Source organism: Rhizobium sp. BK529 (assembly GCF_014194105.1).
Taxonomy (GTDB): Bacteria; Pseudomonadota; Alphaproteobacteria; order Rhizobiales; family Rhizobiaceae; genus Rhizobium.
Genome location: NZ_JACIAU010000001.1, coordinates 1,178,851 through 1,204,202 on the forward strand (window position 1 = coordinate 1,178,851; position 25,352 = coordinate 1,204,202).

Consider the following 25,352-nt stretch of genomic DNA (forward strand, 5'->3'; position numbering starts at 1 on the left):
GAAGTGTTGGGTGGATTGATGCCCATCTTTCGGCCGCTATTATGTGCGTAATTCGGAAGATACAATTGAATAGAAATAGGGTGATATTTGTAAATTCACGGCCAAGGGTGACGGAGATACTGCAACGAAATGGACTATTTCAATCGGAGCGGCGAACGGAGACTGGAACTGTCATACCATTGACGCCATTTAACGCTGACCAAGGTATCGACTATTCTAACTTTATCCGTCGACATTTAAGCCGCATGAAATTTCCGCAGATGACAGAGGCTCTGAGAGGGAAGATTTATGAAGGCTTGGACGAGGTGTTTATGAATGCATCCATCCATTCAAACTCTTCCACTGCGATCTTTGCGTGCGGTCAATTTTTCCCAAAGTATGAGCGAATCGATTTTTCGATTACAGATGGTGGCATTGGTATAAGTGGTGCTTATAAGCAAGCTTTCTCTAGGGATATCAGTGCGCTTGACGCGATTGAATGGGCTATGACTGAAGGTAGCACGACACGTGTGGGCGACATCCCTGGTGGACTTGGATTGAAAATTTTGAGGCGCTTTATACGTCTCAACTGTGGGCGCTTTATCGTAGTGTCTAGAGATGGCTATTGGACAGAGCAGGGTGGGGTTGCAGAAAAAAAGCAGCTTTCGCTCGATTTTCCGGGTACTGTAGTCACGATTGAGGTCAATACCGCAGATACAAGGGCCTATGACTTTGTATCAGTTCCAAATCCTCAAGAACTTTGGTGAGAGCTGCTATGGCGGACATTGTGATAAGACTGTCGAAGATAACAGGCTCTGGTGTATGCGTAACCAGTCAAGACGGGCAGCGAGTTTATGCCCACTTGTATGATGCGCTGACTGCCGGTCACCGGGTTGCCCTGTCATTTTCGGGAGTAACCAGGATGACGACCGCATTCTTGAACGCTGCTGTGGGTCAGCTCTATGGCGAATTTCCACCTGAAGAGATCCGAAAGAAAATGCTGGCGCCTGTGGATGCAGAGGCATGGCATCTTGCGCGGTTGAAGATGGTGAATGATCGTGCGAAGCAGTATTTTTCAAATAAAGATGCTTATAACCGCATCATAGAAATGGAAATGGGCTCCGGAAAAGATGAGCATCTTTGATCTTGGGGCGGCGGCCAAGTTGGTCGGTCAGGAAATATTTGTTGATACAAATATACTTATTTTTGTTGATGGTGCCCATTCTTTTGATGAGAAGCAAAAAATTTACTCAAATCTCTATTTTGAGCTTAAGAAGAATAACAAGCTGTACACATCTGAAAAGTGTCTCGGAGAATTTTCTAATAGGTTAACCGCATTATATTACAATCTAGATCGGGAAGAAGATAAAAACATTGATAGCTTCAAAAAATATAGAAAATCTGAAGCATTTTCTACGTCTATGCAGTGCATATACGATGCCACGTGCCAGTTTCTGAATGATATGGAAGTTATAAAAGATTATAGAACTCTGGATATTGCTCGCGCTTTCGACGATGTGAGGTCTGGTCTTATTGATTATTGCGACTTGGTCTCTGCCAGAATTTGCCTGGAGAGGGATATGTACTTCTTTTCAGATGATGGCGATTCTCTTTATTGTAAGGGATTGAAAATAATAACGAATAATTCTTGGATGCTGCGAAACTCGGAGAAGCGGGGCGAGCTCGCTGTTCTCTAATGAGGCAGAATCAACGCCCCGGCCGCCCCGTCTTATTCTTCGTCCGCCCCTTGCGCCTTTGCTCGCCCGGATCCTCATAGCTCCCGACACCCGTCTTGCCGCGCACCAGCGGGCGCACGTCGTCGCGTTCCGGCTGGCCCTCAAGCAACGGCGAAAACCGCTTCGTGCCCTTGGCGGCTTCCGGCTTTTCCGGCACATGCCCGGTCACCGGCTTTTCCGTCCGGCCGACGGTCATCTCGTCCAGCGTGTTGCGGCGGAAAAGGCTCTTGCCGTCCGCCGGGGTGGCGACGTGGCGGCCCATTTCGTCGAGGTGGGGTTTGGCGAAGTAGGTGGGTGTGGCACCCCCCTCTGTCCTGCCGGACATCTCCCCCACGAGGGGGGAGATCGATTTGCCGCGCCCTTTGCCTTCCATCGACTTGGCTTCCTCGCGCGCCAGCGGGTCGTCCATGGCGGCGAGTTCGACGGCCTTGAGGCGTTTGATTTCGTCGCGCAGGCGGGCGGCTTTTTCGAAGTCGAGGTCGGCGGCGGCGTCGCGCATGCTCTTTTCCAGCGCGTTGAGATGAGCCTGCAGGTTGTTGCCGACGAGGTTGCCGCCATCGGCAAAACCCTTGCCGGAGGCGCCGGAGATATCGGCGCGGACGTGGTCGCGCTCGTAGACCGAGTCGAGGATATCGGAGATCTTGGCCTTGACGCTTTCGGGCGTGATGCCGTGCTCCTGGTTATAGGCCATCTGCTTTTCGCGGCGGCGGGCCGTCTCGTCCATGGCGCGCTGCATGGAGCCGGTGATGGTGTCGGCATAGAGGATGACCTTGCCGTCGACGTTACGCGCCGCACGACCAATGGTCTGGATCAGCGAGGTCTCGGAGCGCAGGAAGCCTTCCTTGTCGGCATCGAGAATGGCGACGAAGCCGCATTCGGGAATATCCAGGCCCTCGCGCAGCAGGTTGATGCCGACGAGCACGTCGAATGCGCCGAGGCGCAGGTCGCGGATGATCTCGATGCGCTCCAGCGTGTCGATGTCCGAGTGCATGTAGCGGACGCGCACGCCCTGTTCATGCAGATATTCGGTCAGGTCCTCGGCCATGCGCTTGGTCAGCACGGTGCAGAGGGTACGGTAGCCCTTGGCGGCCGTCTCGCGGATTTCGCCGAGCACGTCGTCCACCTGGCTGCGGGCGGAGCGCACTTCGACGGGCGGATCGATGAGGCCCGTGGGTCGGATGACCTGTTCGGCGAAGACGCCGCCGGATTGTTCCAGCTCCCAGCTGCCGGGGGTTGCCGAGACGGCGATCGTGTCCGGGCGCATGGCGTCCCATTCCTCGAAGCGCAGCGGGCGGTTGTCCATGCAGGAGGGCAGGCGGAAGCCATATTCGGCGAGCGTCGCCTTGCGCCGGAAGTCGCCGCGATACATGCCGCCGATCTGCGGAATGGTGACATGGCTTTCGTCGATGAAGACGATGGCATTGTCGGGCACATATTCGAAGAGCGTCGGCGGCGGATCGCCGGGGTCGCGGCCGGTGAGGTAACGCGAATAGTTCTCGATGCCCTGGCAGGAGCCGGTCGCTTCCAGCATCTCAATGTCGTAGCGGGTGCGCTGTTCCAGGCGCTGGGCCTCCAGCAGACGGCCGGCCTTCTCCAGTTCGGCAAGGCGAAGCTTGAGCTCTTCCTTGATGGATTTGATCGCGGCATTCAGCGTCGGGCGCGGCGTGACATAGTGCGAGTTGGCGTAGATCTTCACCGATTTCAGGTCGCCGGTCTTCTGGCCGGTCAGCGGGTCGAATTCGGTGATGGCGTCGATCTCGTCGCCGAACATGCTGATGCGCCAGGCGGCATCTTCCAGGTGGGCGGGGAAGATTTCGATCGTATCGCCGCGCACGCGGAAGGAGCCGCGCTGGAAGTCCATGTCGCGGCGCTTGTATTGCTGAGCCACGAGATCGGCCAGCAGCTGGCGCTGGTCCAGTCGGTCGCCGACATTCATCTGGAAGGTCATGGCCGTATAGGTTTCGACCGAGCCGATACCATAGATACAGGAGACGGAGGCGACGATGATGCAATCGTCGCGTTCCAAGAGCGAGCGCGTCGCCGAGTGGCGCATGCGGTCGATCTGCTCGTTGATGGAGCTTTCCTTCTCGATATAGGTGTCGGAGCGCGGCACATAGGCTTCCGGCTGGTAATAATCGTAGTAGGAAACGAAATATTCCACCGCATTGTCGGGGAAGAAATTCTTGAATTCGGAATAGAGCTGGGCGGCCAGCGTCTTGTTCGGCGCCAGAATGAGCGCCGGGCGCTGCGTTTCCTCGATCACCTTGGCCATGGTGAAGGTCTTGCCCGAGCCGGTGACGCCGAGAAGAACCTGGCTGCGCTCGCCGCTCTCCAGCCCGCTGACGAGATCGCGGATCGCCGTTGGCTGGTCGCCGGCGGGCTTGTATTCCGAGGCCATGCGGATGGTGATGCCGCCTTCGGATTTATCCGGCCGGGCAGGGCGGTGCGGCGTCCAGATCTTGCCGTTCTTGTGCAGCGGGTTGCCGCTCTCGATCAGCTTGGAGAGAGCTTCGACCGTGGCGGTAACGCCGCCGGGCGAGATCTTGTCGGCATCTTCCAGCGAAATATCGAGACCGGCGACCGGGTTCAGGCCGGCCGCGGCACGCGTCTTCGGGTCGGTGGACCCGCCGATGGAAACGCCGCGCGCCGTCTTGCTGACCGTCGCCTTCTTGTTGACGCTGACGGCCTCGGTGTGCTTGCGCGCCTCGTTCTCCACCCTCTTGCGGTGCTTGCCCGCCTTGGAGGCGATTTCGCGCTGGCTTTCGATGCCGGCGGCCTCCGCATCCGCCTCGAGCTGCTTCACCCAGTCGGCGACGCTGCCGGACAGGGGAGCGGAGTTTTCTGCCGGGACTCGCTTATCCTTCTCGTTCCACTCGAAGGGCGTCCCGGTAAAAGACGATTGGGGGGCTTCCTCGAAACCGGTCGAGGCGGGGGATTTCTTCGGAGATTTTGCCATGGGCGGAATATGGCTGTTGTGACAGGGAAATGGAAGGGGTTGAGAGTACAAAAGGGAAACGAATGAATCGTTCGGATTTTTGGAATAGTTTCTCTGCCGCGTGATCAAAAGACCCCGCCCCAAACCCCTCCCCACAAGGGGGAGGGGCTTAAACTGCCGCACCCTGCCTTCCACATCCTCAACGTTTCGAAAGAGGGAAGGAGGGAGCCCCAGGTTAGCCCCTCCCCCTTGTGGGGAGGGGTTGGGGAGGGGTTTTTCTTCAGCGGTTTCTCCACCCCATCACGCCGAGCGCTGATCCGCCGGCCCTTCCGCCCGTGCAAGGTTCAAGGCACTGTTGATCAACCCGACATGGCTGAACGCCTGCGGGAAATTCCCCAGCATGCGGCCGGCGGCAGGATCGTATTCCTCCGCCAGCAGCCCGACATCGTTGCAGATGTCAAGCAGCCGCTCAAACAGGCGCAGCGCGTCCTCCCGGCGGCCGATCATGTTGAGGGCGTCGACGAGCCAGAAGCTGCAGGCGAGGAAGGCGCCTTCGCCCGGTGGCAGTCCGTCGTCCACCTCCCGGGTCTCGTAGCGCAGCAGCAGGCCGTCGCGCATCAGCCTGCGCTCGATAGCCTCGACGGTCGCGACATAGCGCGGATCGTCCGGCGCGATGAAGCCGACCATGCCGAGATGCAGCAGGCTGGCATCCATCGCCTTGGAGCCGTAGGCCTGGGTGAAGCAGCCGAGCTCGGCGTCGAAGCCCTTTGTGCAGACTTCGGCATGGATGCGATCGGCGAGCGCGCGCCAGCGGGCGGCGGCCTCCGGCTCGCCGTCCTCCTCGGCGATCTTGACGGCGCGGTCGAAGGCTACCCAGGCCATGACCTTGGAATAGGTGAAATGCTGGCGCTCGCCGCGCACCTCCCATATGCCCTCATCGGGCTGCCCCCAGGCTTTTGCGAGGAAGGGCAGGATGACGGTCGCGAGCTCGCGGGTGCGATGATGCGGCGGCAGGCCGCCCTTGCGCGCCTGCAGCATGGCGTCGGCCACCTCGCCATAAACATCGAGCTGCACCTGTTCGGCGGCGGCATTGCCGATGCGCACGGGCCTCGAGCCTTCATAGCCCGTCAGCCAGGGCACCTGCCATTCGAGCAGATTGCGCTCGCCGGCCACGCCATACATGATCTGCATCTGCTCCGGCGAGCCGGCGACCGCGCGCAGCAGCCAGTTGCGCCAGGCATGGGCCTCCTCGTAATAGCCGAGCTTCATCAGGGCGAGCAGGGTCAGCGTCGCGTCCCGCAGCCAGCAATAGCGATAGTCCCAGTTGCGCGGCCCGCCGATCTTTTCCGGCAGGGAGGTGGTTGCCGCAGCCACGATGCCGCCCGTCGGCATGTAGGTGAGCGCCTTCAGGGTGATGAGGGAGCGCTTCACCTGCTGCGTCCAGCGGCCGACGGGCGGGCAGGATTTGGCAAAGGATAACCAGAATTCCTCCGTGTCCGGCAGCGCATATTCCACCTGCCGCAGGGCCGGCTTCGGCAGATGCGAGGGAGACCAGGTGAGGGTGAAGACCTGGCTTTCGCCGGCCGCAACCTGGAAGGAGCCGACCGTGCTCAAGCCGCGGCCTTCGAGCGGCACGGCGCAATTCAGCGTCAGCCTGTCCGGGCCGGCAATGGCGGTGATGCCGCCGTCTTCGCCATGCGTGACCCAGGGAACGGTCCGGCCGTAATCGAAGCGAAGGTTGAGTTCCATGTCGAAGGCGACGCTGCCGCTCCTGCCCTCGACGATGCGCATCAGATCGCTCGTGTTGTCGCGCAGCGGCATGAAGTCGATGAGAACCGCAGTGCCGGTCTCGGTCCGGAATTCGGTTTCGAGAATGAGCGTGTCGTCGCGGTAGCGGCGCGTGGCGGTCACATTTTCACCAGACGGTGACAGCGACCAGAAGCCGTTATCCTTCGTGCCGAGCAGGGCGGCAAAACATGCGGGGGAATCGAAGCGCGGAAAACAGAGCCAGTCGATCGAGCCGTTTTTAGAGACGAGGGCGGCGGTTTCGCAATCGCCGATGAGCGCGTAGTCCTCGATCAATACCGACACCGGAGCCTCCTTCGTGTAGCAGCCGGGCTTTTAAGGTAGAGGCCGTATGCGGAGGTCAAGCGGGGAGATTGTATAGGTGCGCACGTGCGGGCCAAACTGTAATCGACACGGTACGCCTTTTCTGTGGTCGGCACGGCCCGAACTTCTCCGTGGTGGGCGCGGCCCCCCAACCTCCGTCATCCCTGTGCTTGTCACAGGGATCCAGCTACCGCGCGTCCGCGCGGTGAATGACTCACTTGCCGCAAGAACAGGAGTCTCTCCTGCCCAAGGACTTGGCAGGCTGGATCCCTGTGACAAGCACAGGGATGACGGGAGACTGAGGTGGGGCTCGGTGCCCCAAGCGAGGTTGAGCCAGGAGTGGTCTCTGCTTAATTTTTCGAGAGGCGGCCACTAAACCGCCGCTCCATAAAGTACCCAGCGTAGCGTCATCGGCACCTCAAGCACTCGCAATCTTGAACAGAGCCACCAGCGAAATCACCATCATCAGTATCCCCGCCGCGGCCACGCCCCAGAAGGCGGTTTCGGCGCGGCGGACGGGCACTTCGACGAGGCGTTTGTAATCGTCGTCGGAGAGGAACTTGTAGAGGCTGCCGCGCCACTCGTTGCGCAGATAGGTCTGCACCCAGATATAGTGCACGCCGCTGCCGATGACCGAGAGGACATAGATGGCGAGCACGATGCCGACGAGCATGGCCGCCGGGCCGACGAACTTGGCGTTTGTCTGCAGCGTCGTCCGGGCGACGATGAGGCCGATATTGGCGAAGACGGCGCCGGCGACGGCGGTGCCGAGCGTTCGCATGATCTCGGAAAGTTTCGCCGTGTCTTCGGAAACCGCCTTGCGCAGGTCGCCGAGCGCCCGCAGCGTATCCTTGTTCTGCTGAGTGACACCGAAATTATAGGCGATGCGCGCGCCTTCGAGCGCCAGCCGCAGCGTGCTTGCCAGATCCATGGCGCTGCCGCCGCGTGTGGCGGTTCGGGCGATTTCGGCGGCCAGCAGGCCGTGGCGGTTCTCCAATTCGCGCTCGTTTTCCAATAGCCATGTGGCTACCGACTGAAGGGTGGCGAAGAGGTCTGCGGTCAGATCCTCCTCATCCCCGACGGTGAACCGCGTCGGCGGAGGCCCCTTGAACAGCAGCCTGTTATCCGGCTCGATTTCCTGCGCCATGGCGCGCAGCAGCCGCGAAGCCGCCCGCAGGCGCCACGGCTCGATCGCCGCCTGATGAACCGGCGTGGCGGCCGCTTTCAGGAGCCAGCGGCCGAGGTGGTCGCCCGGTCCCTTCCTGCCGAGCAGGCGGTTGACCTTGGCAACGCTTTCGGCGCCGGCTTGGGGTTGGAACTCGCCCTCATGCCACCAGGGGCAATAGCGGACGGATCTCGTATCGATGACATCGCTCAGGCCTTCGATCCAGACGATTGCCGATGCCGGCGGCCTGTCCAGCAGGGCCTCGAAGCCGCTGCGCGTCAGGATCGCTTCGATGCCTTCGGGTATTGCCGGTCTGCTGGCCGTGATCGTCAGGCCTTTGCCATTGCCGGCGATCAGATGGCGAGGGATCGAACCGGCCTGATCTTCGGCCGTGATCCCGGTCCATCCAGCCTCTTCGAACAGGGTGTAGAGCCTGTCGGCATCGGGGCCGTCGAGTTCGTTGACGGCGATGCCGGCAGGCGTTTCGGTAACGGCGGCGTTCCTGCCGGCGATCAGGGTGTTCAGCGCTTCAGCGAGTTTTGACTGGGAGGGTGCCATCTTCCACCAGGTTTCGCGTGCGAACGGTAAAGATCGTCTCATCGCCATCCGTCTCGCGGGTGACGCTGCGGCCCAGTTCTTCGCCGGGAAATTCCAGCCGCACCCGTTCTGCCGTGCGCACGATCAGCCGCGGCTGCATTTCCAGCGTGGCGCGGTCGGGGCGAAATTCCACATCCTGAAGCTGCTGGTTTTTCAGCTTGCGGCGCGCCACCGTATCGAGCCGGGCAAGCAGGTTCTCGTCGGCGGGACGGCCGGCGGCGTGCCTGACGGCATCGACGACATCGGCGTTGGAGACCGTGGCGCGGCCCTGAAGCGCGAGCTTGGCCTTCGACATGGCGGCGCCGATATCGGCTTCGGGCAGGATATCCCTGATCTCCTGCAGCGTGCCGCGCAGCACCTCGTTCAGCCGGCTCGACAGTTCCGCATTGCTCTTGGCGCGTCGCACGCCGAGATAGCGCTCGAAATAATCGGTCAGATCGGGCGATTCCTTCATGCGGTCGGAGGCGCAGACCATGTCGTCGGCCACGCCGTTTCTGACGCGGATCAGGCAGAATTTCTGCACCGCCTGCCGCTCCTTGACGAAGGCCTGGACGATGGCGCGCAGGATGCTCTGGCCATTCGCGTCCGAAAGCTCCACCGCCTCGCGGTAATCATATTTGATGAGCGCATAGAGCAGGGTATCCGCGACGGCCGGAGCCAGCTGCAGCACGAAGAAGGCGCCGGCGACGCTCTGGCGGACGTGCAGCTCGAAGAAGCGGCGCGCCAGCGCCTGCCCACCCTCGGTGAAATTCATCCGGCCGCTGGCGATGGCCTCCATCAGCCGGCGCACCTCGGAGCCGGCAACGAAGGAATGCACGCCGTCTCCCGCCTCGTTCTGAATGCGGGCGCGGAAGAATTCCTCCTGCTGGACATCGATCTCGCTGCGCGGCTGAAACGGTTCGCCCGGCTTGCCGACCAGATGGATGATCATCCGCTCCACCCGCAGGCGGGCAAGTTCTTCGTCGGTCAGGTAACCTAATACTCTCCCTCCCGGTCAGGATCAGATCGTCGGACTAGAGTGACGTGGCGGCATTTCGGCAGGGTCTTGCGGGCATTGGCCCAGGGCAGAGTCGAGCCCAGGCCAGGCAAGGCGGACCCGGCGCGGTCGGCGCTTTGGCGCTCTGGAAATCGGCTCGGTCTGGTGGCGTCAGCTTACTCTGCAACCGAGACGGAACTCAAGCTGCGGGAGGGGATTAATGCTGTTATATCCAGTTCGGTGGAGATTACCGTCGCGGCATATCTAAACCTCCGTCATTCCTATGCTTGTCACAGGAATGACGGAAGAAGAGGACGGCTCGCTACCAAAGCAGACCTCACAGGGCGGGGCGCTGCATTGCACCTGCCTGCGCTTCCAGGGAAAGCCGCGCACCTACAGCAACAGCCGCTCCAGACTCCCCTGATCCTTCACGCCATGCTGGTAGAAATGCAGAATCTGGATTGCCAGTTCCTCGCGTTCGCCATCGGTTGCGATATGCCTTGCTTCGCAGATACGGTCATAGACGCGCTGACAAACGGCGACATCCTCTTCCTGCATCGGCGTCTGACTCGCCGACATTTTCTCTCTGATCATCGACATTCCCTCAAACGTCCCCCGAACGTTGTAGGGCGCAGATTGCGTTCTTCAATGAAACGGAGATCACGTCATCGTGCAGCCCCGGTTTCGCCCGGAGATTTTCGTCATGCAGATGCACAATGTTACGCGTGTAACAGAAACTTGCCGGCGCTTGCGATAAGAAGGAGAAAGGCAGCCCGCTTAGGAGTCCAGGCAGCCCTTCTCCACTGGTTTTGCAGCATCCAGCGTGGAGTATTGTAGGCCGGAATAATGTAAACGCCATTTCACTTTTTGAATCGCGGCGAATTATTTGAGGCAATGCTTAACAGGTGCCCGGCCATGCTTTGCGGCCGGGCATTTGCATAATTTTTGCACACTAAAAATGCCGGCTTGGCCGAGTTTCGAGGAGTTCGACCGGCGCTCCGTTCATCCGGTTCGATCACCGCGCCCGATCCGGCGGTGACCGGGTTCCTCATGGCAGGCGGCGGCCTCCCGCAAAGGCGGCGCCGGCCTGGCTTGTCGTTCCGCGCCCCCGCTTCCGGGCTGCCGGAACTGAGGGCCGCGATACCAAGATTGGATGAGGGCAGCTCTGCCATCTTCCGCCGGCCGCTTCTTCCGCTTTTTCCAGCGCAATATTATGATCGGCCGATAGACCCGAGGCGGCGCGCAGCCGAGGTTTGCGGCACCGGCGCCCGAGCCGAAACTCGATGGAGGGGACCATGCTTTTCCGCCAGCTTTTCGACAGTGTTTCCGGCACCTATACCTATCTCATCGCCTCCAGGCGCGGCGGCGAGGCGCTGATCATCGATCCCGTGCTGGAAAAGGTTGATCGCTACATGCAGCTCGTGCGCGAGCTGGACCTGAAGCTGGTCAAGGCCGTCGATACGCATCTCCATGCCGACCACATTACCGGGCTCGGCGCGCTGCGCGACCAGACGCATTGCATCACCGTGATGGGCGAGCAGACCAAGGCCGATGTCGTGGCCATGCGCGTTGCGGAAGGCGACCGCGTCACCATCGAGGGGCTCAGCCTCGACGTGCTCTATACGCCCGGCCATACGGACGATTCCTATTCCTACCTGATGGGCGACCGCATCTTCACCGGCGACACGCTGCTCATCCGCGGCACCGGTCGCACCGATTTCCAGAATGGTGATCCGCGCGCCCAATATGACTCGATCTTCAATAAGCTGCTCCGCCTGCCGGAGGAAACGCTGCTCTTCCCCGCCCACGACTACAAGGGCGACACGGTCTCCACCATTGGCGAGGAAAAACGCTTCAACCCGCGCCTGCAGGTCAAATCGATCGACGAATATGTCGAGCTGATGAACAACCTGCACCTGCCCAATCCCAAGATGATGGACGTCGCCGTCCCCGCCAACATCCATGTCGGCCTTCACCAGGACGAGATTGCGCGGAAGGGCTGGGCGGTGAGCGCGAAGGATGCGCTTGATCTGCGCGGACGCAGCGATGTCGTCATCGTCGACCTGCGCGAGAGGAGCGAGCGGGAGCGGCACGGCGTGATCCCGGGCTCGCTGCATGCGCCCTATGCGGATCTGCAGGAGAACCTGTCAGAGGGCGGGATGCTGCATGAGCTGGCGGTGGCGACGGGCAAGAGGGTGGTGTTTTACTGCGCGTTCGGGGAGCGCTCGGCGATGGCCGTGCAGGCGGCGCAGGATGTTGGGATGGGGACGGCGTGCCATATTGAGGGTGGGATTGATGCCTGGAAGAAGGCCGGAGGGGTGGTGGGGGAATAAGCAACAGCTAGCTACGCTGAGATCGTTTCAATGCAGAATGAGCCAGTTAAGTGGCCGCAAGCGATGAAAGGTGCTACGCCTTCTCCACGCGTTGCAAGGAAATGCTGCCTTAGAATAGACCTTTGATCTTGTCTATAAAGCCCGACCCAACGGCCCCGACCGCCAAGCCAACCAGCCCGGTAATCGCTGAAACGGCGATAGTTTCGATGTTCCTCCTAAAGAAACCATCGACAGGTCGATAGTAAACAACCTTTCTGAAGAAGGCGGAGTAACCTGCCCACAAATGCTTCGTCACGAACATGGCAAAATAACCCATGAATATAATGTCTAATGTATAATTAACGTTATCTCCAATATCTAACTTCGCTGCAATCGGTTTCCAAAACCAGCCGAAGGCGATAAATATTAACACATATGTCCATCCGAATATTCTTGATTCCGAAAACCTGTCGAGAGGAGATTTATACATAATCAACTCTTCAAAAACTGATTTCGCAAAACTGGAACCGTTTGGTTGGTCTCCTCTTGGGGAGACCGCACCCCAACCGCGTTCAAAAGAAATAATCGCTTCTTCTAAGTATATCCGGGGTTGGCCGGCCAGAAGAGCTTTGTTAGTTTTTATATCATCGAGGCTATCAAACTCTACAGTATCTGTCTTGGCTGTGGCGTTTTTCACTCCCTTGGACTCAAGCAATTTTATTAGATCATCTACAGAAATTGATATGAGGCCGAGCTTATATCGAATATTCTCGCGTGAAATATCTCTAACCACGTTGACCTCGATTGAACTAAAATCATTCCCTACAAATTTCGCTCATCTTGAACGTGGCGATTCCTAGTCCTCATTTTCAACTGTGAAGCGATAAAAGAAAAGCCAGTTCTTCATACGGTAGACGTCATAAGCTCCCGTTCCTATTCGAAGCGCTGTCATAGCATTGATCTTCGGCTGCACCCGAATCCGAGCATGGACATCAATCGTTGCGAGGGTTTTATAACCTGCCACTGCTCTTGCAGTGGCTATGCGAGACAACCTCCAATGCCCCCGAAATCCACCCCCGAAGCCCTGAGCCAGCGTATCCACGCCCGCCTTCTCGCCCGCAGCCAAGGCCCGGCATGGAGCACCATCTCCGTCCACCTTCTCTCCCACCAGCCGCTGGAAACCAATCTCCTCGTGCCCGCTGTCGCCGAACCGCTCGTGGTTTGGATCGTCTCCGGTTCCGCTCGCATCGAGGAGCGGGATATCGGCGGGGAGTGGATGCCGGTGGAAGTCTCGGCGGGGGATTTTTATCTGACGCAGAGTGAGACGCCCTATGAGCTGAGGTGGGAGACGAGCGCCGGCGAGGCGCTTTGCGTCATGCATCTCTATCTCGGGCTGCCGATCTACCAGCGGGCGGTAGCGGAGGTTTGGAGCGCCGACAGCGCGGAGCGGTTTCGGCTGGCGGATGTTTCCGGGGCGCGGGACGAGGCGATTTCGGGGTTGATGGGGATGATCCTGAAAGAGTTGACGGAGGCTGCCGAGCCCAGCGAAATGGCGGTGCAGGGCATTGCGCAGGCGCTCGCCGTCCATCTCGTGCGGCATTACGGCAGGCGGGGTGGCGTAGCATCCGCCCGGCGCGGGGCGCTGCCGGCCTTCAAGCTGCAGAAGGTGGTGCGGATGATGGAGGCGGGGCTCGACCGGGCCTTCAATCTCGAAAGCCTTGCGGCCGAGGCCGAGCTCAGCGCCTTTCATTTTTCCCGCGTCTTCAAGCAATCGACCGGTTCTTCGCCATCGGATTATTTCATCCAGCTGAAGATGGCCGAGGCGCGCCGGCTGCTGCGCGAGACGGATCGGAGCATCATCCGGATCGCGCTCGATCTCGGCTATTCCAGCCCCAGCCATTTCGCGCAGGTGTTCCGCCGGCAGGTCGGCGTCAGCCCGCGCGACTATCGCGGGTAGACTCTTTTGCGCAATTTCTGACGCAAAACCGCTGCACAGTTTTGCTGGAATTGCTTTCTTTCACAGCAAATCCGCGACAGTTTCAGCAAGCGGCCGAGCGAAGGCGCGCGGGCGTTTTTCTAGTCTGTTCCCGTCGAAACCAACCGTCTCAAGGACGGCAACGAAAGGGAAAGACCATGTCTATCGAAGGAAAAATCGCCCTCGTCACCGGCGCGTCGAGCGGGATCGGCGCGGCCACGGCCCTGAAGCTTGCGGCCAATGGCGCAAAGGTGGGGCTTGCCGCGCGCCGCACCGAGCGGCTGGAAGAACTCGTCTCCCGGATCGAAAAGGCAGGCGGGCAGGGCATGGCATTGGAAATGGATGTCGTCGATGCCGCTTCCGTCGAAGCCGGCGTCTCCAGGCTCGCGCAGGCATTCGGCGGTGTCGATATCCTCTTCAACAATGCCGGCCTGATGCCGCTATCGGATATGGAGGCGCTCAAGGTGGAGGAGTGGCACCGGATGGTGGACGTCAATATCAAGGGCGTGCTGAACACCACCGCCGCCGTGCTGCCGCATATGATCCGGCAGAAATCCGGCCATATCGTCAACACGTCATCGATCGCCGGCCGCAAGGTCTTTGCGGGGCTTACGGTCTATTGCGCGACGAAACATGCGATCACGGCGCTGTCGGATGGCATGCGCATGGAGCTCGGCAAGAAGCACAATATCCGCGTGACCTGCGTGCAGCCGGGTGCGGTCGAGACCGAGCTTTACGAGCAGATCTCCGATCCTGACGTGCGCCGGCAGATGGAGGAGCTGAAGACGCAGATGGAATTCCTCAAGGCCGAGGATATTGCCGAAACGGTGCTGTTCGCGGTTCAGTCACCGGGTCATATGGATATTGCCGAGGTGTTCGTGATGCCGACGCAACAGGCGTGGTGAGGTTCGGGCGTATTCTTGACCTTTGCACAAAGTCGGTGTCGCGGTTCGCGGCATCGGCTGTGGATGATCGTGTATTGCGGATATTATTCTCGTAATATTTGTAGGAAATATTGTGCGCCTTATGCTTTGCCTTTGGGAGATTCAACTGAATGAGGACGACTGTACTTCTCTGTGCCGCCGCGATGACACTGGCCGGCTGTCAGACTCCGACACCGCAATCCGTCATGGATTCGCAGCGTCCTCCGTCCAGCTCGGTAAAACGCGAGTATGTGGACGCCTTGCGCGGCACCATAAAACCGGGGAATTTCGTGACGGCCGAGATTTCGAGCGTGGTGCTGCTTGATCCTGAAAAGCAGGTCTACGGTTATTGCACGCGGACGACGGAACGGGCCAACCCGAACTGGTCCTATATCGATCTTACTTTAGAACAGAATATGATCATGGGCGTCTCAAAGAATGACTACCGCTGCCGCGACAAGCGGCTGCGCTACTACGATTTTCCTGAGTTGCTGAACATGAAGTCCTGACGGAGCCGGGTTCAGTCATCAATAGGGGCAGGCGGCGCTAAACCCGTCCTACGCGCTGCCTCGCACCGCCCAGGCCAAACTCTCAAACCTGCGCGGTCCATCTCCGCGCCTGCCATCCAGGTAAGCCGCCTTCAACGCCTCTCGCAGCCGCTCTTGTCTCGCTTCCGGCAATCCCTCGAAAAACGCCGAGAAGCGTCCTTGCCCATAGACCTTCGGCAGGTAGAAATCGTCGAAATCGCTGTAGTCCATCATGATCGTCAGAGTTGCCTCGGTGACATCGGCAAAGCCGGCGCCGGCAAACTGCGCCCGCAACTCGCCCTCTGATGTCATCGGCCGCGGGCCGGAAGGGATGCCGTTGCCTTCGGCTTCGGGTTCGACGGCGCGGATCGTGTTCCAGAAGAGGCGCCAGCTCGGCATGCCGTCATGGGACCAGACGGCGGCGGCGGCGATGGCGCCCGGTTTCAGGACGCGGCGCATTTCGGTGATGGCCTTGTTGGCGTCGGAGACAAAGTGGAGGACGAGGAGGGAATAGGCTGCGTCGAAGCTCTTGTCTTCATAGGGAAGGGCGCAGACGTCGCCCTGGCGGGCGCTTACCCTTGGGTCTTCGGTGCGGGCGCGCAGCGCCGCCACGAAATTTTCCTCGAAATCCAGGGCTTCGATGGCGGTGAGTTCGGGTTGGGTTGAGAGCGCCAGTGTCAGGCTGCCGGTGCCGCAGCCGGCGTCCAGCACGCGGCCATATGCGGGTATGCCGGCGAAGGCGAGAAACGGGTCTGCGAGCTTGCGGCTCCAGCGACCCATGGCGGCTTCATAGGCGTCTGCGCCCCTGGCGATGAAGGTGGATGGCATGTGGAGCCTCGGCGGTTGTGCTTGTGCCGGGCGGATATAGGGCGGATGGATGGGGTGTCTATTGCGTGGGGGCGTTCGGTTGGCATTGAATTACGTGGCACCCCCTTCTGCCCTGCCGCGCATCTCCCCCACAAGGGTGGAGATTGGCTGGGCGAACGGGTTTCCCCAAACAATCGACGTTGCAAGCTGCGCAACGTTAGTGAGACGCGAAGGTCAGGCCACTTGTGAATCTCCCCACCTGTGGGGGAGATGCCTGGCAGGGCAGAGGGGGTGTCCCACGGCACAGCGCTTCGATTGGCTTCGCATAACTCCAAAAACAAAGCCCCCCGAGCTCCTTTCGAAGCCCGGGAGGCATGACACACCGGCCGTAGGTCAGGAGTGGGTGGCTGGGGCGGTCGGTGGTGTCTCGGGTGCGGCTGGCATTTGCTCCTCAGTGACCGGCCGCTTCGTCCTCATCAGCTTCAGCACGAAGACGAAGAACGCCGGGACGAAGAAGATCGCCAGCACCGTCGCCGAGATCATGCCGCCGAGGACGCCGGTGCCGATGGCGTTCTGGCTTGCCGCACTCGGGCCGGTCGCGATCGCCAGCGGCACGACGCCGAGGGTAAACGCCAGCGAGGTCATGATGATCGGGCGGAAGCGGACGCGGGCGGCTTCGATCGCCGCATCGAGCAGCGACCTGCCTTCGGCGTAATAATCCTTGGCGAATTCCACGATCAGGATGGCGTTCTTGGCTGAGAGGCCGATGATGGCGATGAGGCCCACCTTGAAATAGATGTCGTTGGGCATATCGCGGATCATCACCGCCAGCATCGAGCCGATGACGCCGAGCGGAACCACCAGCATGACCGAGAGCGGGATTGACCAGCTTTCGTAGAGACCGGCCAGAAGCAGGAAGACGAAGAGAATCGACAGGCCGAAGAGGAAGGGCGCCTGGCTGCCGGAGGTGATTTCCTCCGCCGACTGGCCGGACCATTCGAAGCCGAAACCTTCCGGCAGCTGCGAAGCCAGACGCTCCATTTCGGCGATCGCCGCGCCTGATGATTGGCCAGGCGCCGGCGCGCCGGAGATGCGCACGGTCGGATAGCCGTTATAGCCGACGATCTGCGGCGCGCCCTTCTGCCATTGGGCAATGGCGAAGGAGGAGAGCGGCACCATGCCGCCGCTCGCATTGCGCACGTTGATCTTCATCACGTCGTCGATCTGCAGGCGGGCGCGGTCATCGGCCTGGACGATGACGCGCTGCATGCGGCCGGTATTCGGATAGTCGTTGATATAGGACGACCCGAGATTGGCGGTAATCGCGTTGTTGATGTCGGCGAAGGAGATGCCGAAGGTGTTGGCCTTTTCGCGGTCGATCACCATCAGAACCTGGGCGGCATCCGGCATGCCTTCGATGCGCATGCCCGTCAGGACAGGGCTCTTGCCCGCCATCTGCATCAGCTGGCCGGCCGCCTCGACGAGCGCCGTCTGGCCCTTGCCGCCGCGGTCCTGCAGGCGGAAGGAGAAGCCGCCGGTGGCGCCGAAGCCTTCGATCGGCGGCGGCGAGAGCGCAAACGTGGTGGCGTCCTTCAGGGCAAAGAGCTGGCCGTTCACGCGGTTGGCGATTTCCTGCACGGTATTGCCGGGGCCGCGCTCGGCCCAGTCCTTCAGCGTCACGAAGGCGAGAGCGGCATTGGCGCCGTTGCCCGAGAAAGAGAAGCCCTGGATCGCCACGATATTCTCGACGGCGGATTCGGTGCGGAAGATCTTTTCCACCTGCTTTATGGATTCGATGGTGCGGTTGGCGCTCGCTTCCGGCGGGCCCTGGATATCGACGATCAGGAAGCCCTGGTCTTCATCCGGCACGAAAGCCGTCGGCAGGTTGATGAAGAGATAGCCGAGGCCGACGACGAGGGCGAGATAGACGATCATCATGCGCCCGGCGCGGCGCGCCATGCCGGTGACGGTCTTGGAGTAGCCGGATGTGATGCGCTCGAAATTGCGGTTGAACCAGCCGCCGATGCCGCGCTTGTGGTGATGGCCCTGCTTGATCGGCTTCAGGAAGGTGGCGCAGAGCGCGGGCGTCAGCGACAGCGCCAGGAAGGCCGAGAACAGGATCGAGACGACCATGGTCAGCGAGAACTGGCGGTAGATGATGCCGGTCGAGCCGGGGAAGAAGGCCATGGGAATGAAGACGCAGGAGAGAACCAGCGTGATGCCGAGAATGGCGCCGGTGATCTGGCCCATCGCCTTCTGGGCGGCCGCCTTTGGCGAGAGCCCTTCCTCGGCCATGATGCGCTCGACATTTTCGACGACGACGATCGCGTCATCGACGAGGATGCCGATCGCCAAGACCATGGCGAACATGGTGAGCACGTTGATGGAGAATCCGGTCGCATACATGACCGCGCAGGTGCCGAGCAGCGCCACCGGCACGACGAGCGTCGGGATCACCGTGTAGCGGAAATTCTGCAGGAAGATGAACATGACTACGAAGACGAGGGCGACGGCCTCGACCAGCGTGTGAATGACCTTCTCGATCGAAGCCGAAACGAAGGGGCTGGTATCGTAGGGCACGGAATATTCGATGCCGGACGGGAAGAAGCGGGAAAGCTCCTTCATCTTCGCGTTAACGGCATTGGAGACCGCCACGGCGTTACCGGTGGACGAGAGCTGGATGGCGATCGCAGCACTCGGCTGGCCGTTGAGGCGGCTGGTAAAGTTATAGGATTCCGCGCCCTGCTCGACGCGGGCGACATCCTTCAGCCGCACGGTGGAGCCATCGGCATTGGCGCGCAGGATGATCTCGCCGAATTGCTGCGGCGTGGAAAGCTGGCCCTGCACGAGCACGGTCGCCGTCAGATCCTGGGTGACCGGGTTCGGCTTGGCGCCGATCTGGCCGGCCGCGACCTGGGCATTCTGGGCGGTGATGGCGGCGTTGATATCGTCGGTCGTGAGATTGAGGCCGACCATCTTGTCCGGGTCGATCCAGACGCGCAGCGCCCGCTGAGCGGCAAAGAGCTGGGCGCGGCCCACACCATCGATGCGGCGCAGTTCGCCGATGATGTTGCGGGTGATGTAATCGCCAAGCGCCACTTCATCGCGCGTGCCGTCTGTCGAGGTCAGCGCGATGAACATCAGGAAGCCGGAGCTTGCCTCTTCCACATTGATGCCCTGTGAGCGCACGGTGGCGGGCAGACGGGCTTCGACGCGGCGGATGGCGTTCTGCACGTCGACCGAGGCCTGGTCGATATCGGTGCCGGCGCGGAAGGTGGCGTTGATGCTGACCGAGCCGGAATTATCCGAGGTCGACTCGAAATACATCAGCCCCTCGACGCCGTTCAGCTCATCTTCGATCTGGCGGGTGACGCCTTGATAGATTTCCTGCGGGGAAGCGCCCGGATAGGAGGTGGAGATCGAAAGCTGCGGCGGGGCGACCTTCGGATATTGCGACACGGGCAGGAAGGGGATCGCCAGGATACCGGCAATCGAAATGAACAATGCGAAGACCCAGGCCAGGATCGGCCTGCGAATGAAGAATTGTGCCATGAGCTCTTACTCCGCAGGCTTTGCAGGAGCGGCCGGCGAAGCCGAAGCATCCGCCGTCGCGTCCGGCTTCCAGGGCTCGGGCGTAACGGTCGCGCCCGGCTTTACCTTCTGCACGCCATCGGCGATGACTTTCTCGCCATCCTTCAGGCCTTGCTCCACCACCCACTCGGAGTCGAGCGTCTGGCCGAGCGTGACGGGGCGCAGCTCCGCCTTGTTGCCTTCCGAGAGCACATAGACCTGCGCCTGGCCGGCTTCGTTTCTGATAACGGCGCGCTGCGGCACGGTCAGTGCATCCTGGCGCACGGCCTGTTCGATGCGCACGCGCACATACATGCCGGGCAGCAGATCGCCGTGCTTGTTGGGGAATTCGGCGCGCAGCGTCACCTGTCCGGTATTGGGATCGACATTGGCGCTGGCAAAGAGCAGCCGGCCGGGCTCGGCATAGAGGCTGCCATCGTCGAAGACGAGTTCGACGCGGGCTTCGCCGGGTGCGGCACTCGCGAGCTTGCCTTCGGCAACGGCGCGCTTGAGATTGAGAAGATCCTGGGCGGACTGGGTGAAGTCGGCATAGACGGGATCGATCTGTTGGATCAGCGCCAGATTGGAGGTGCCATCGGCGGTGACAAGGGCGCCTTCGGTGACCAGGGCCGCGCCGATGATGCCGGTGATCGGCGCGCGGACTTCGGTGTAATCGAGATTGATCTTGGCTTCGTCGAGGCCGGCTTGCGCACTCGCGACATCGGCATCGGCCTGGGCAAGATTGACGGCCGCCGTATCGTAATCGACGCCGGTCGCGATATTGCGCTCCTTTAGGCTCTGCTGCCGCTCCAGCTGCAGGCGGGCATTCTGCTGCGTGGCTTTGGCCCGCTGCAGCGCGGCTTCGGCGCTTGCAACGCGCACCTGGAAGAGCCGCGGATCGATGCGGTAGAGCACGTCGCCTTCCTTGACCAGCGTGCCCTGCTGGAACACGCGCTCCTGCAGGATGCCGGACACGCGGGCGCGCACTTCCGACACACGGGTGGCGGCAATGCGGCCCGGCAGTTCGTTGACCACGGGCACGGCATGAGCCTTCATCTCAACCACGCCGACGGCAGCCGGCGGCATCTGCATTCCCCCTTCTTGAGCGAAGGTCTGTCCGGCCGTCAGTGCCAGAAGTGTCGTGGCTGCCATCGTCGCCTTCAGGCGCGGCAGTCTGGTATTGCGCAACATGATATATCCCTTTTTGGCCGCCCCCGCGGCTTTCTGAGGTTCTTACTTTGGTTTGTCTTTCAGGTTCCCGATCAGGTCTTCGTTTCAGGCGGCTCGGGAAAGGTCGCGTAGACCTTGCGGATATCCTCGAGCAGTTCCTGTCGTTTCGTGCCGCTCCAGCGGTGGAAATCGAAGAGTTCGGTACAGTAAAAGCCGGTCAGCGCCAGATAGGCCATCAACGCTGCTCGCGGCTTCAGCCCGGCGGCCATCGCCGCCAGATCGTCGAGCACCCATTTGCGGATGATCTGCTGCAGATTTTCCTCGCTCGACATGGAGGCGCTGATCGCCATCGCCACGGCGCGGTCGGTATCGTCGAGCGCCTTGTCGGCGGCAGCGATGCGGCCGTAAAGCTCCGGGTGAGGGGTGTCGGCATTCGCGTCAACGCATTCCTGCATATGGGCGATATCGGCCCCGACGCGGCGGTCGACCAACGCTTCCAGAAGCGCGCTCTTGGTCTTGTGGTCATAGACGACGCGCGACTTGCTGACGCCGGCTTCCTTGGCCACCGCATCAATCGACAGCCCGGCCGCACCTGATCGTACGACGACGCGCTCGGCAGCGTCGAGAATATCATCAGTGGTGATCTTGCGCGTTCGCGTCACGGGTATGGTTTCCAGTTTTGACGGATAAAAATACGAACGTTCGGATTTAAATGCAAGCGGTTTTGTTTTTGAATATGGGAGCGCCGATGGGCATGGCTTTTCGCGGTGCCGGTCTTTATGGTCGCGGGCCGTGAACACAGGGGGAACATGTGCGAATCAATCTAGTCCAAGCTCAGCGCTATGCCTGCATCGGAACGGCGTGGGTGATCGTCCTTATTCAGCTGTTGTCATTTGCCCAGAGCGGCATTTATGGGAGCGACTGGGTCTTTTCCTTCATCGTGGCTGCGGTGTTCGGATTGTTGGGTACGCGGCGGATCACGGGAGCGTCGGGGCCCGAAAGCTCGACATCTGGGACCACGGTGGCTCAAAGGCCTGTCGCCGAAAGCAGCACAAGCCATTCGGACGCCTTGTTCAACACCGCTCCAAATAAACCCAAGACGCTCGAAGAGCATTGGCTTTTGTTTCAGAACGGCGAGGCTCTCGGGATAGAAATTCAGTGGCGGGCAGAAGAGATCATGTCTTTGATCCCGAAGCCCTTCTTTACCAAGCCGGAGAGCGAGACCGAAGGAGGCATGTGGGCGAACAGGGAAGCTTTTGTGAACTATTGGTTCCTTAGGGAAAGGGCATGGCTGCTGACCGTGGGTCTCGTTGCGATCCGCAGGGCTCAGAGCGACGCCAACTATGTCGGATCAGTCGAGTATATAGAATTGAGGCACCGGGTTTTTCTCTACCTTGCCGACGAGTTCAATCGTGCCTGCAAAGTTCTGGGCTGGCCCGTGGAACTCGAAGCACTGACGGTGCGCCTGAGCAATGATCTGGACGCTGTCAGCAGCTTTGTCGCCGATGCCGCGCGGGCTGCGGTGTCTGGTGAACCGGGCCGTGCAAAGCCGTTTATTGAATGGATCAAGGAGCAGGGGCTCGATGTGTCCGACGAGGGCTTGGTCAAGAACGCCCTGAGGACGCCAGAGGAATGGAAATCCGATTTACCCGTGTCCGCCTATCCGGCGTAGAACATGCATCGAGACATGGGCAGTGCGTTTCCTGCAAATAGGCGCTCAGCCGATCCGCAAAACCCGCGCCTCCACCGGCTGCCCGATGCCCTTCAGCGACAGCATCCGCACCTCGCCATCGTCCACAAGCCGCGGCGCCTGAAGCGCGGTTTCGGCCGAAATCAGGATTTCGCCCGGTGCTGCCTGCGATTCCAGTCTGGCGGCTTGGTTCACCACGCCGCCGATCGCGGTGAAGTCGCTGTGGAAGCTGGAGAATTCGCCGATCTGTACATCGCCTGTATGGATGCCGACCCCGACGCCGAGCGGTTCTCCGACGTCGACCTCGGCGAGCGCTTCGGCGCAGGAGCGCTGGATTTCGCGGGCTGCCATGATGGCGGCTGCGGCATGGTCCCTACGGATGATCGGGAAATTGAAGATCGCCATCAGCCCGTCACCCATCTGCTTGTTGACGATACCGTCATTGGCCCAGATCGCGCCTGCCGAACGGTCCTGGAACAGGCTGACGATATGGCTCAGTTCGACGGCACCAACGCGTTCGGAAAGGCCGGTATAGTTCCTGATATCGGCGAAAAGGATGGTAGCCGAAGTGATGTGGCGCTGTTTCTTCACGTATTGGAAGGAGCGTTCGCAGATCGTGCAGATATCGGGGTTCATTTTGCTTCTGGTGATGCCGAAAGCGCGCAGCGGCAGGGAGAGCGGGCCCCCGATTGGGATCGGCATGTGCATCTGGTCCCAGCAGCCGCGGCAGATGCCTGCGGTGCCTAGTCTTGCCGGATGCCTGATCGCTGTCGTGGTCGTCATGGCCGCAATTCCCTTGACATGGCAGCTTCCGCCAGTCCGGCGTATTTGGCAACAGGGAATGCGTCCGCTCAAGCGACGGTAGGCAGGACGTTGCGCGCATCTGCCTCATGCAGGCGCTGTTCGGCGAGCGCGATGAAGGCGCGCACCAGCGGCGAGAGATGTTTGCTGCTGGGATAGACAACATGCAGCCCGCCCGCCGGCGTCGTATAGTTTTCCAGCACGCGTTGCAGCCTGCCATCGGCGATGCCGGCGAAGGCGATGCCATAGGGCAGTTGGGCAATACCATAGCCGGCAAGGGCGGCGGCCATGACGGCCTGCATTTCGTTGGCGGCGAAGCGACCCGAGACGGTGACGGACTCTTCGCCCTTTTCTCCCCGCAGCACCCATAGCGCCTGGGCGGCGGACGGTCCGGCGATGACGCATTGATGAGTAGCGAGATCGGCTGGTGTTGCGGGTGTGCCTGCACGCGCGAGATAGGCCGGGCTGGCGCAAAGCAGGCGATAGGTGGGGCCGAGCCTGCGGGCGATCAGGGTGGAATCCTCGAGCGTCCCGGTGCGGAAGGCAAGGTCGATGCTATTGTCGATCAGGTTCAGTTTCTCGTCGGTCAGGCGCAGTTCGACCCTGGATTTCTCGTAGGTCGCCATGAACTCGAAGATCGTATCGGCCAGGAAATGGCTGACGAAGCCGACCGGGGCGGAAATGCGGATCGTGCCGGCAGGCTCGGCGCGGGCTTCGGCCAGGCGGATATTGGCTTCTTCGATGCGGCGCAGTGCCTGGCTCGCCTCTTCGTAGTAGAGACGCCCGGCATCGGTCATGCCGAGGCTGCGGGTCGTGCGCTGCAGGAGGCGCACGCCGAGTTCGCGCTCCAGAGCGGCGACGCGGCGGCTGACCGTCGTCTTCGGCATGGCCATGAGTCTGGCGGCAGCCGTGAAGCTGCCGGCTTCGATGACACGGGCGAAGATCGCGATATCGTTCAGATCGATCATTGATGCTTCCAATGGGACGATGTTTTGCATTTGTAGCCCATTATGGCTCAATGCAACAATGCCCAATTCTGCTTCGTTAGCAACGATCCCCCAGATCAGTTTTTCTGAGGGGATCACCAAGCGATCAAGGAGCTTGAGATGAGCAATAGCAGAACCATTCTCGTCACCGGGGCAACCGGCCATCAGGGTGGCGCCGTCGCCCGGGCGCTCGCCTCGCGCGGCCACCGCGTCAAGGGGCTGACCCGCAGACCCGACAGCGATGCCGCCCGAGAGCTTGCCGCATCCGGCATCGAGATTGTCGCGGGCGATCTCAACGACAAGGCCTCTGTCGTTGCGGCAGCTCGTGGCGTCGACACCATGTTTTTGATGGGCAACAGCTATGAGGCGGGCGTCGAAGCGGAAACGCGACAGGGCATTGCGGCTGCCGATGCGGCCAAGGAGGCCGGAGTGGGCCACCTGATCTATTCCTCGGTATCGGATGCCGACAGGAAGACCGGAATCCCGCATTTCGACAGCAAATATCTCGTCGAACAGCATGTGGCCGGGCTCGGCATACCCTACACGATCTCGGCCCCGGTCGCCTTCATGGAGAACACGGTAGCGCCTTGGGCAATCGGCGGCCTGAAACAGGGCGTCTATGCCGCAGCGCTGCCGCCCGCCCGCATATTGCAGCAGATCGCGACAGACGATATCGGCCATTTCGTCGCCGCCCTTGCGGAGCGTCGCGAGCAGGTTTTCGGCAAGCGCTTCAATATTGCCGGCGACGAGCTGTCGGGTGAGCAGCAGGCGAAGATCCTTTCGGACGCCATCGGCCGACCGATCCGTTTCCAGGAGCTGCCGGTCTCGGCGTTGCGCCAGCAGAGCGAGGATATGGCGCTGATGTATGAGTGGTTCGACAAGGTCGGGTATTCCGCCGATATCGCGGCCCTGCGCCGGGATTTCCCCGAGGTCGCCTGGCATAGTTATGCCGACTGGGCGAAGGGCTTTGACTGGAGCATTCTCGACAAGGAATGAGGTTTCACGGGCTGCGGCGCTGACCGCCGCAGTCCGTCATCATCGGGCTGATCTGCGACGCTCTTGACGGCAGCCGGGCGAGCACCACTTCAACCGTC

Annotated in this window: 21 protein-coding genes; 9 read left to right on the forward strand and 12 right to left on the reverse strand. The window is 60.8% G+C overall.

What is annotated here, in order from left to right:
* Positions 1-260: 260 nt before the first annotated feature.
* The 3 genes from FHX08_RS05995 to FHX08_RS06005 are packed head-to-tail and all read left to right on the forward strand — an operon-like array spanning position 261 to position 1,676.
* Positions 261-746 (forward strand): hypothetical protein, encoded by a 486-nt coding sequence (locus tag FHX08_RS05995; protein ID WP_210288174.1) that lies wholly within the window; start codon positions 261-263, stop codon positions 744-746.
* 8 nt (positions 747-754) lie between these two features.
* Positions 755-1,123: an STAS-like domain-containing protein gene (locus FHX08_RS06000; RefSeq protein ID WP_184326982.1), complete on the forward strand. Its 369-nt coding sequence runs from the start codon at positions 755-757 to the stop codon at positions 1,121-1,123.
* Positions 1,110-1,676, forward strand: a complete 567-nt coding sequence (locus FHX08_RS06005) for a hypothetical protein (RefSeq protein WP_184326983.1) — start codon at positions 1,110-1,112, stop codon at positions 1,674-1,676. Before FHX08_RS06000 ends, FHX08_RS06005 begins: the two co-directional genes overlap by 14 nt.
* Before the next feature lie 10 nt (positions 1,677-1,686).
* Here the strand turns inward: FHX08_RS06005 and uvrB are convergent, their stop codons facing one another.
* From uvrB to FHX08_RS06030, 5 genes are all read right to left on the reverse strand, one after another.
* Positions 1,687-4,671 carry an excinuclease ABC subunit UvrB gene (uvrB, locus tag FHX08_RS06010; protein ID WP_184326984.1) on the reverse strand — a complete coding sequence of 995 codons (2,985 nt, stop codon included), beginning with the start codon at positions 4,669-4,671 and terminating at the stop codon, positions 1,687-1,689.
* Positions 4,672-4,950: 279 nt separating this feature from the next.
* Positions 4,951-6,741 carry a glycoside hydrolase family 15 protein gene (locus FHX08_RS06015; protein WP_184326985.1) on the reverse strand — a complete coding sequence of 597 codons (1,791 nt, stop codon included), beginning with the start codon at positions 6,739-6,741 and terminating at the stop codon, positions 4,951-4,953.
* A gap of 436 nt (positions 6,742-7,177) precedes the next feature.
* Complete coding sequence (locus tag FHX08_RS06020; protein ID WP_184326986.1) at positions 7,178-8,524, reverse strand: hypothetical protein; 1,347 nt, start codon at positions 8,522-8,524, stop codon at positions 7,178-7,180.
* Positions 8,454-9,452, reverse strand: a complete 999-nt coding sequence (locus tag FHX08_RS06025; protein ID WP_184326987.1) for a nucleoid-associated protein — start codon at positions 9,450-9,452, stop codon at positions 8,454-8,456. Before FHX08_RS06025 ends, FHX08_RS06020 begins: the two co-directional genes overlap by 71 nt.
* Positions 9,453-9,890: 438 nt before the next feature.
* Positions 9,891-10,091 carry a hypothetical protein gene (locus FHX08_RS06030; RefSeq protein ID WP_132651826.1) on the reverse strand — a complete coding sequence of 67 codons (201 nt, stop codon included), beginning with the start codon at positions 10,089-10,091 and terminating at the stop codon, positions 9,891-9,893.
* 701 nt (positions 10,092-10,792) lie between these two features.
* Here FHX08_RS06030 and FHX08_RS06035 point away from each other — a divergent pair.
* Positions 10,793-11,830, forward strand: a complete 1,038-nt coding sequence (locus FHX08_RS06035; RefSeq protein WP_132651825.1) for an MBL fold metallo-hydrolase — start codon at positions 10,793-10,795, stop codon at positions 11,828-11,830.
* A 109-nt stretch (positions 11,831-11,939) separates the two neighbouring features.
* Here FHX08_RS06035 and FHX08_RS06040 read toward each other — a convergent pair whose 3' ends face one another.
* Complete coding sequence (locus FHX08_RS06040) at positions 11,940-12,602, reverse strand: hypothetical protein (protein ID WP_132651824.1); 663 nt, start codon at positions 12,600-12,602, stop codon at positions 11,940-11,942.
* Positions 12,603-12,866: 264 nt separating this feature from the next.
* Here FHX08_RS06040 and FHX08_RS06045 point away from each other — a divergent pair, with 264 nt between their 5' ends.
* From FHX08_RS06045 to FHX08_RS06055, 3 genes are all read left to right on the forward strand, one after another.
* Complete coding sequence (locus tag FHX08_RS06045; RefSeq protein ID WP_132651823.1) at positions 12,867-13,766, forward strand: helix-turn-helix domain-containing protein; 900 nt, start codon at positions 12,867-12,869, stop codon at positions 13,764-13,766.
* 176 nt (positions 13,767-13,942) lie between these two features.
* Positions 13,943-14,689, forward strand: coding sequence for an SDR family oxidoreductase (locus FHX08_RS06050; protein WP_132651822.1), 747 nt, complete (start codon positions 13,943-13,945; stop codon positions 14,687-14,689).
* 149 nt (positions 14,690-14,838) lie between these two features.
* A complete protein-coding gene (locus tag FHX08_RS06055) occupies positions 14,839-15,216 on the forward strand; it encodes a hypothetical protein (RefSeq protein WP_132651821.1) in 378 nt (125 codons plus the stop codon).
* Positions 15,217-15,264: 48 nt separating this feature from the next.
* On the opposite strand, the gene FHX08_RS06060 is transcribed toward FHX08_RS06055, so the two are convergent.
* From FHX08_RS06060 to FHX08_RS06075, 4 genes are all read right to left on the reverse strand, one after another.
* Positions 15,265-16,062: a class I SAM-dependent methyltransferase gene (locus FHX08_RS06060; protein WP_132651820.1), complete on the reverse strand. Its 798-nt coding sequence runs from the start codon at positions 16,060-16,062 to the stop codon at positions 15,265-15,267.
* Positions 16,063-16,434: 372 nt separating this feature from the next.
* Positions 16,435-19,593: an efflux RND transporter permease subunit gene (locus FHX08_RS06065; RefSeq protein WP_132651818.1), complete on the reverse strand. Its 3,159-nt coding sequence runs from the start codon at positions 19,591-19,593 to the stop codon at positions 16,435-16,437.
* A 6-nt stretch (positions 19,594-19,599) separates the two neighbouring features.
* Positions 19,600-20,802, reverse strand: a complete 1,203-nt coding sequence (locus FHX08_RS06070) for an efflux RND transporter periplasmic adaptor subunit (RefSeq protein WP_184326988.1) — start codon at positions 20,800-20,802, stop codon at positions 19,600-19,602.
* Positions 20,803-20,873: 71 nt separating this feature from the next.
* Positions 20,874-21,443, reverse strand: a complete 570-nt coding sequence (locus tag FHX08_RS06075) for a TetR/AcrR family transcriptional regulator (RefSeq protein WP_184326989.1) — start codon at positions 21,441-21,443, stop codon at positions 20,874-20,876.
* 149 nt (positions 21,444-21,592) lie between these two features.
* On the opposite strand from FHX08_RS06075, the gene FHX08_RS06080 reads away from it, so the two are divergent.
* Positions 21,593-22,453, forward strand: coding sequence for a hypothetical protein (locus FHX08_RS06080; protein WP_184326990.1), 861 nt, complete (start codon positions 21,593-21,595; stop codon positions 22,451-22,453).
* Positions 22,454-22,498: 45 nt separating this feature from the next.
* Here the strand turns inward: FHX08_RS06080 and FHX08_RS06085 are convergent, their stop codons facing one another.
* Together FHX08_RS06085 and FHX08_RS06090 are read right to left on the reverse strand one after the other, a co-directional pair.
* On the reverse strand, positions 22,499-23,254 hold the full coding sequence (locus tag FHX08_RS06085) for an adenylate/guanylate cyclase domain-containing protein (protein WP_184326991.1): 756 nt from the start codon (positions 23,252-23,254) through the stop codon (positions 22,499-22,501).
* 68 nt (positions 23,255-23,322) lie between these two features.
* Complete coding sequence (locus tag FHX08_RS06090) at positions 23,323-24,240, reverse strand: LysR family transcriptional regulator (RefSeq protein WP_184326992.1); 918 nt, start codon at positions 24,238-24,240, stop codon at positions 23,323-23,325.
* A 138-nt stretch (positions 24,241-24,378) separates the two neighbouring features.
* Between FHX08_RS06090 and FHX08_RS06095 the strand changes: the two genes are divergently transcribed.
* Positions 24,379-25,254 carry an NmrA/HSCARG family protein gene (locus FHX08_RS06095; RefSeq protein ID WP_184326993.1) on the forward strand — a complete coding sequence of 292 codons (876 nt, stop codon included), beginning with the start codon at positions 24,379-24,381 and terminating at the stop codon, positions 25,252-25,254.
* Positions 25,255-25,352 lie beyond the last annotated feature (98 nt).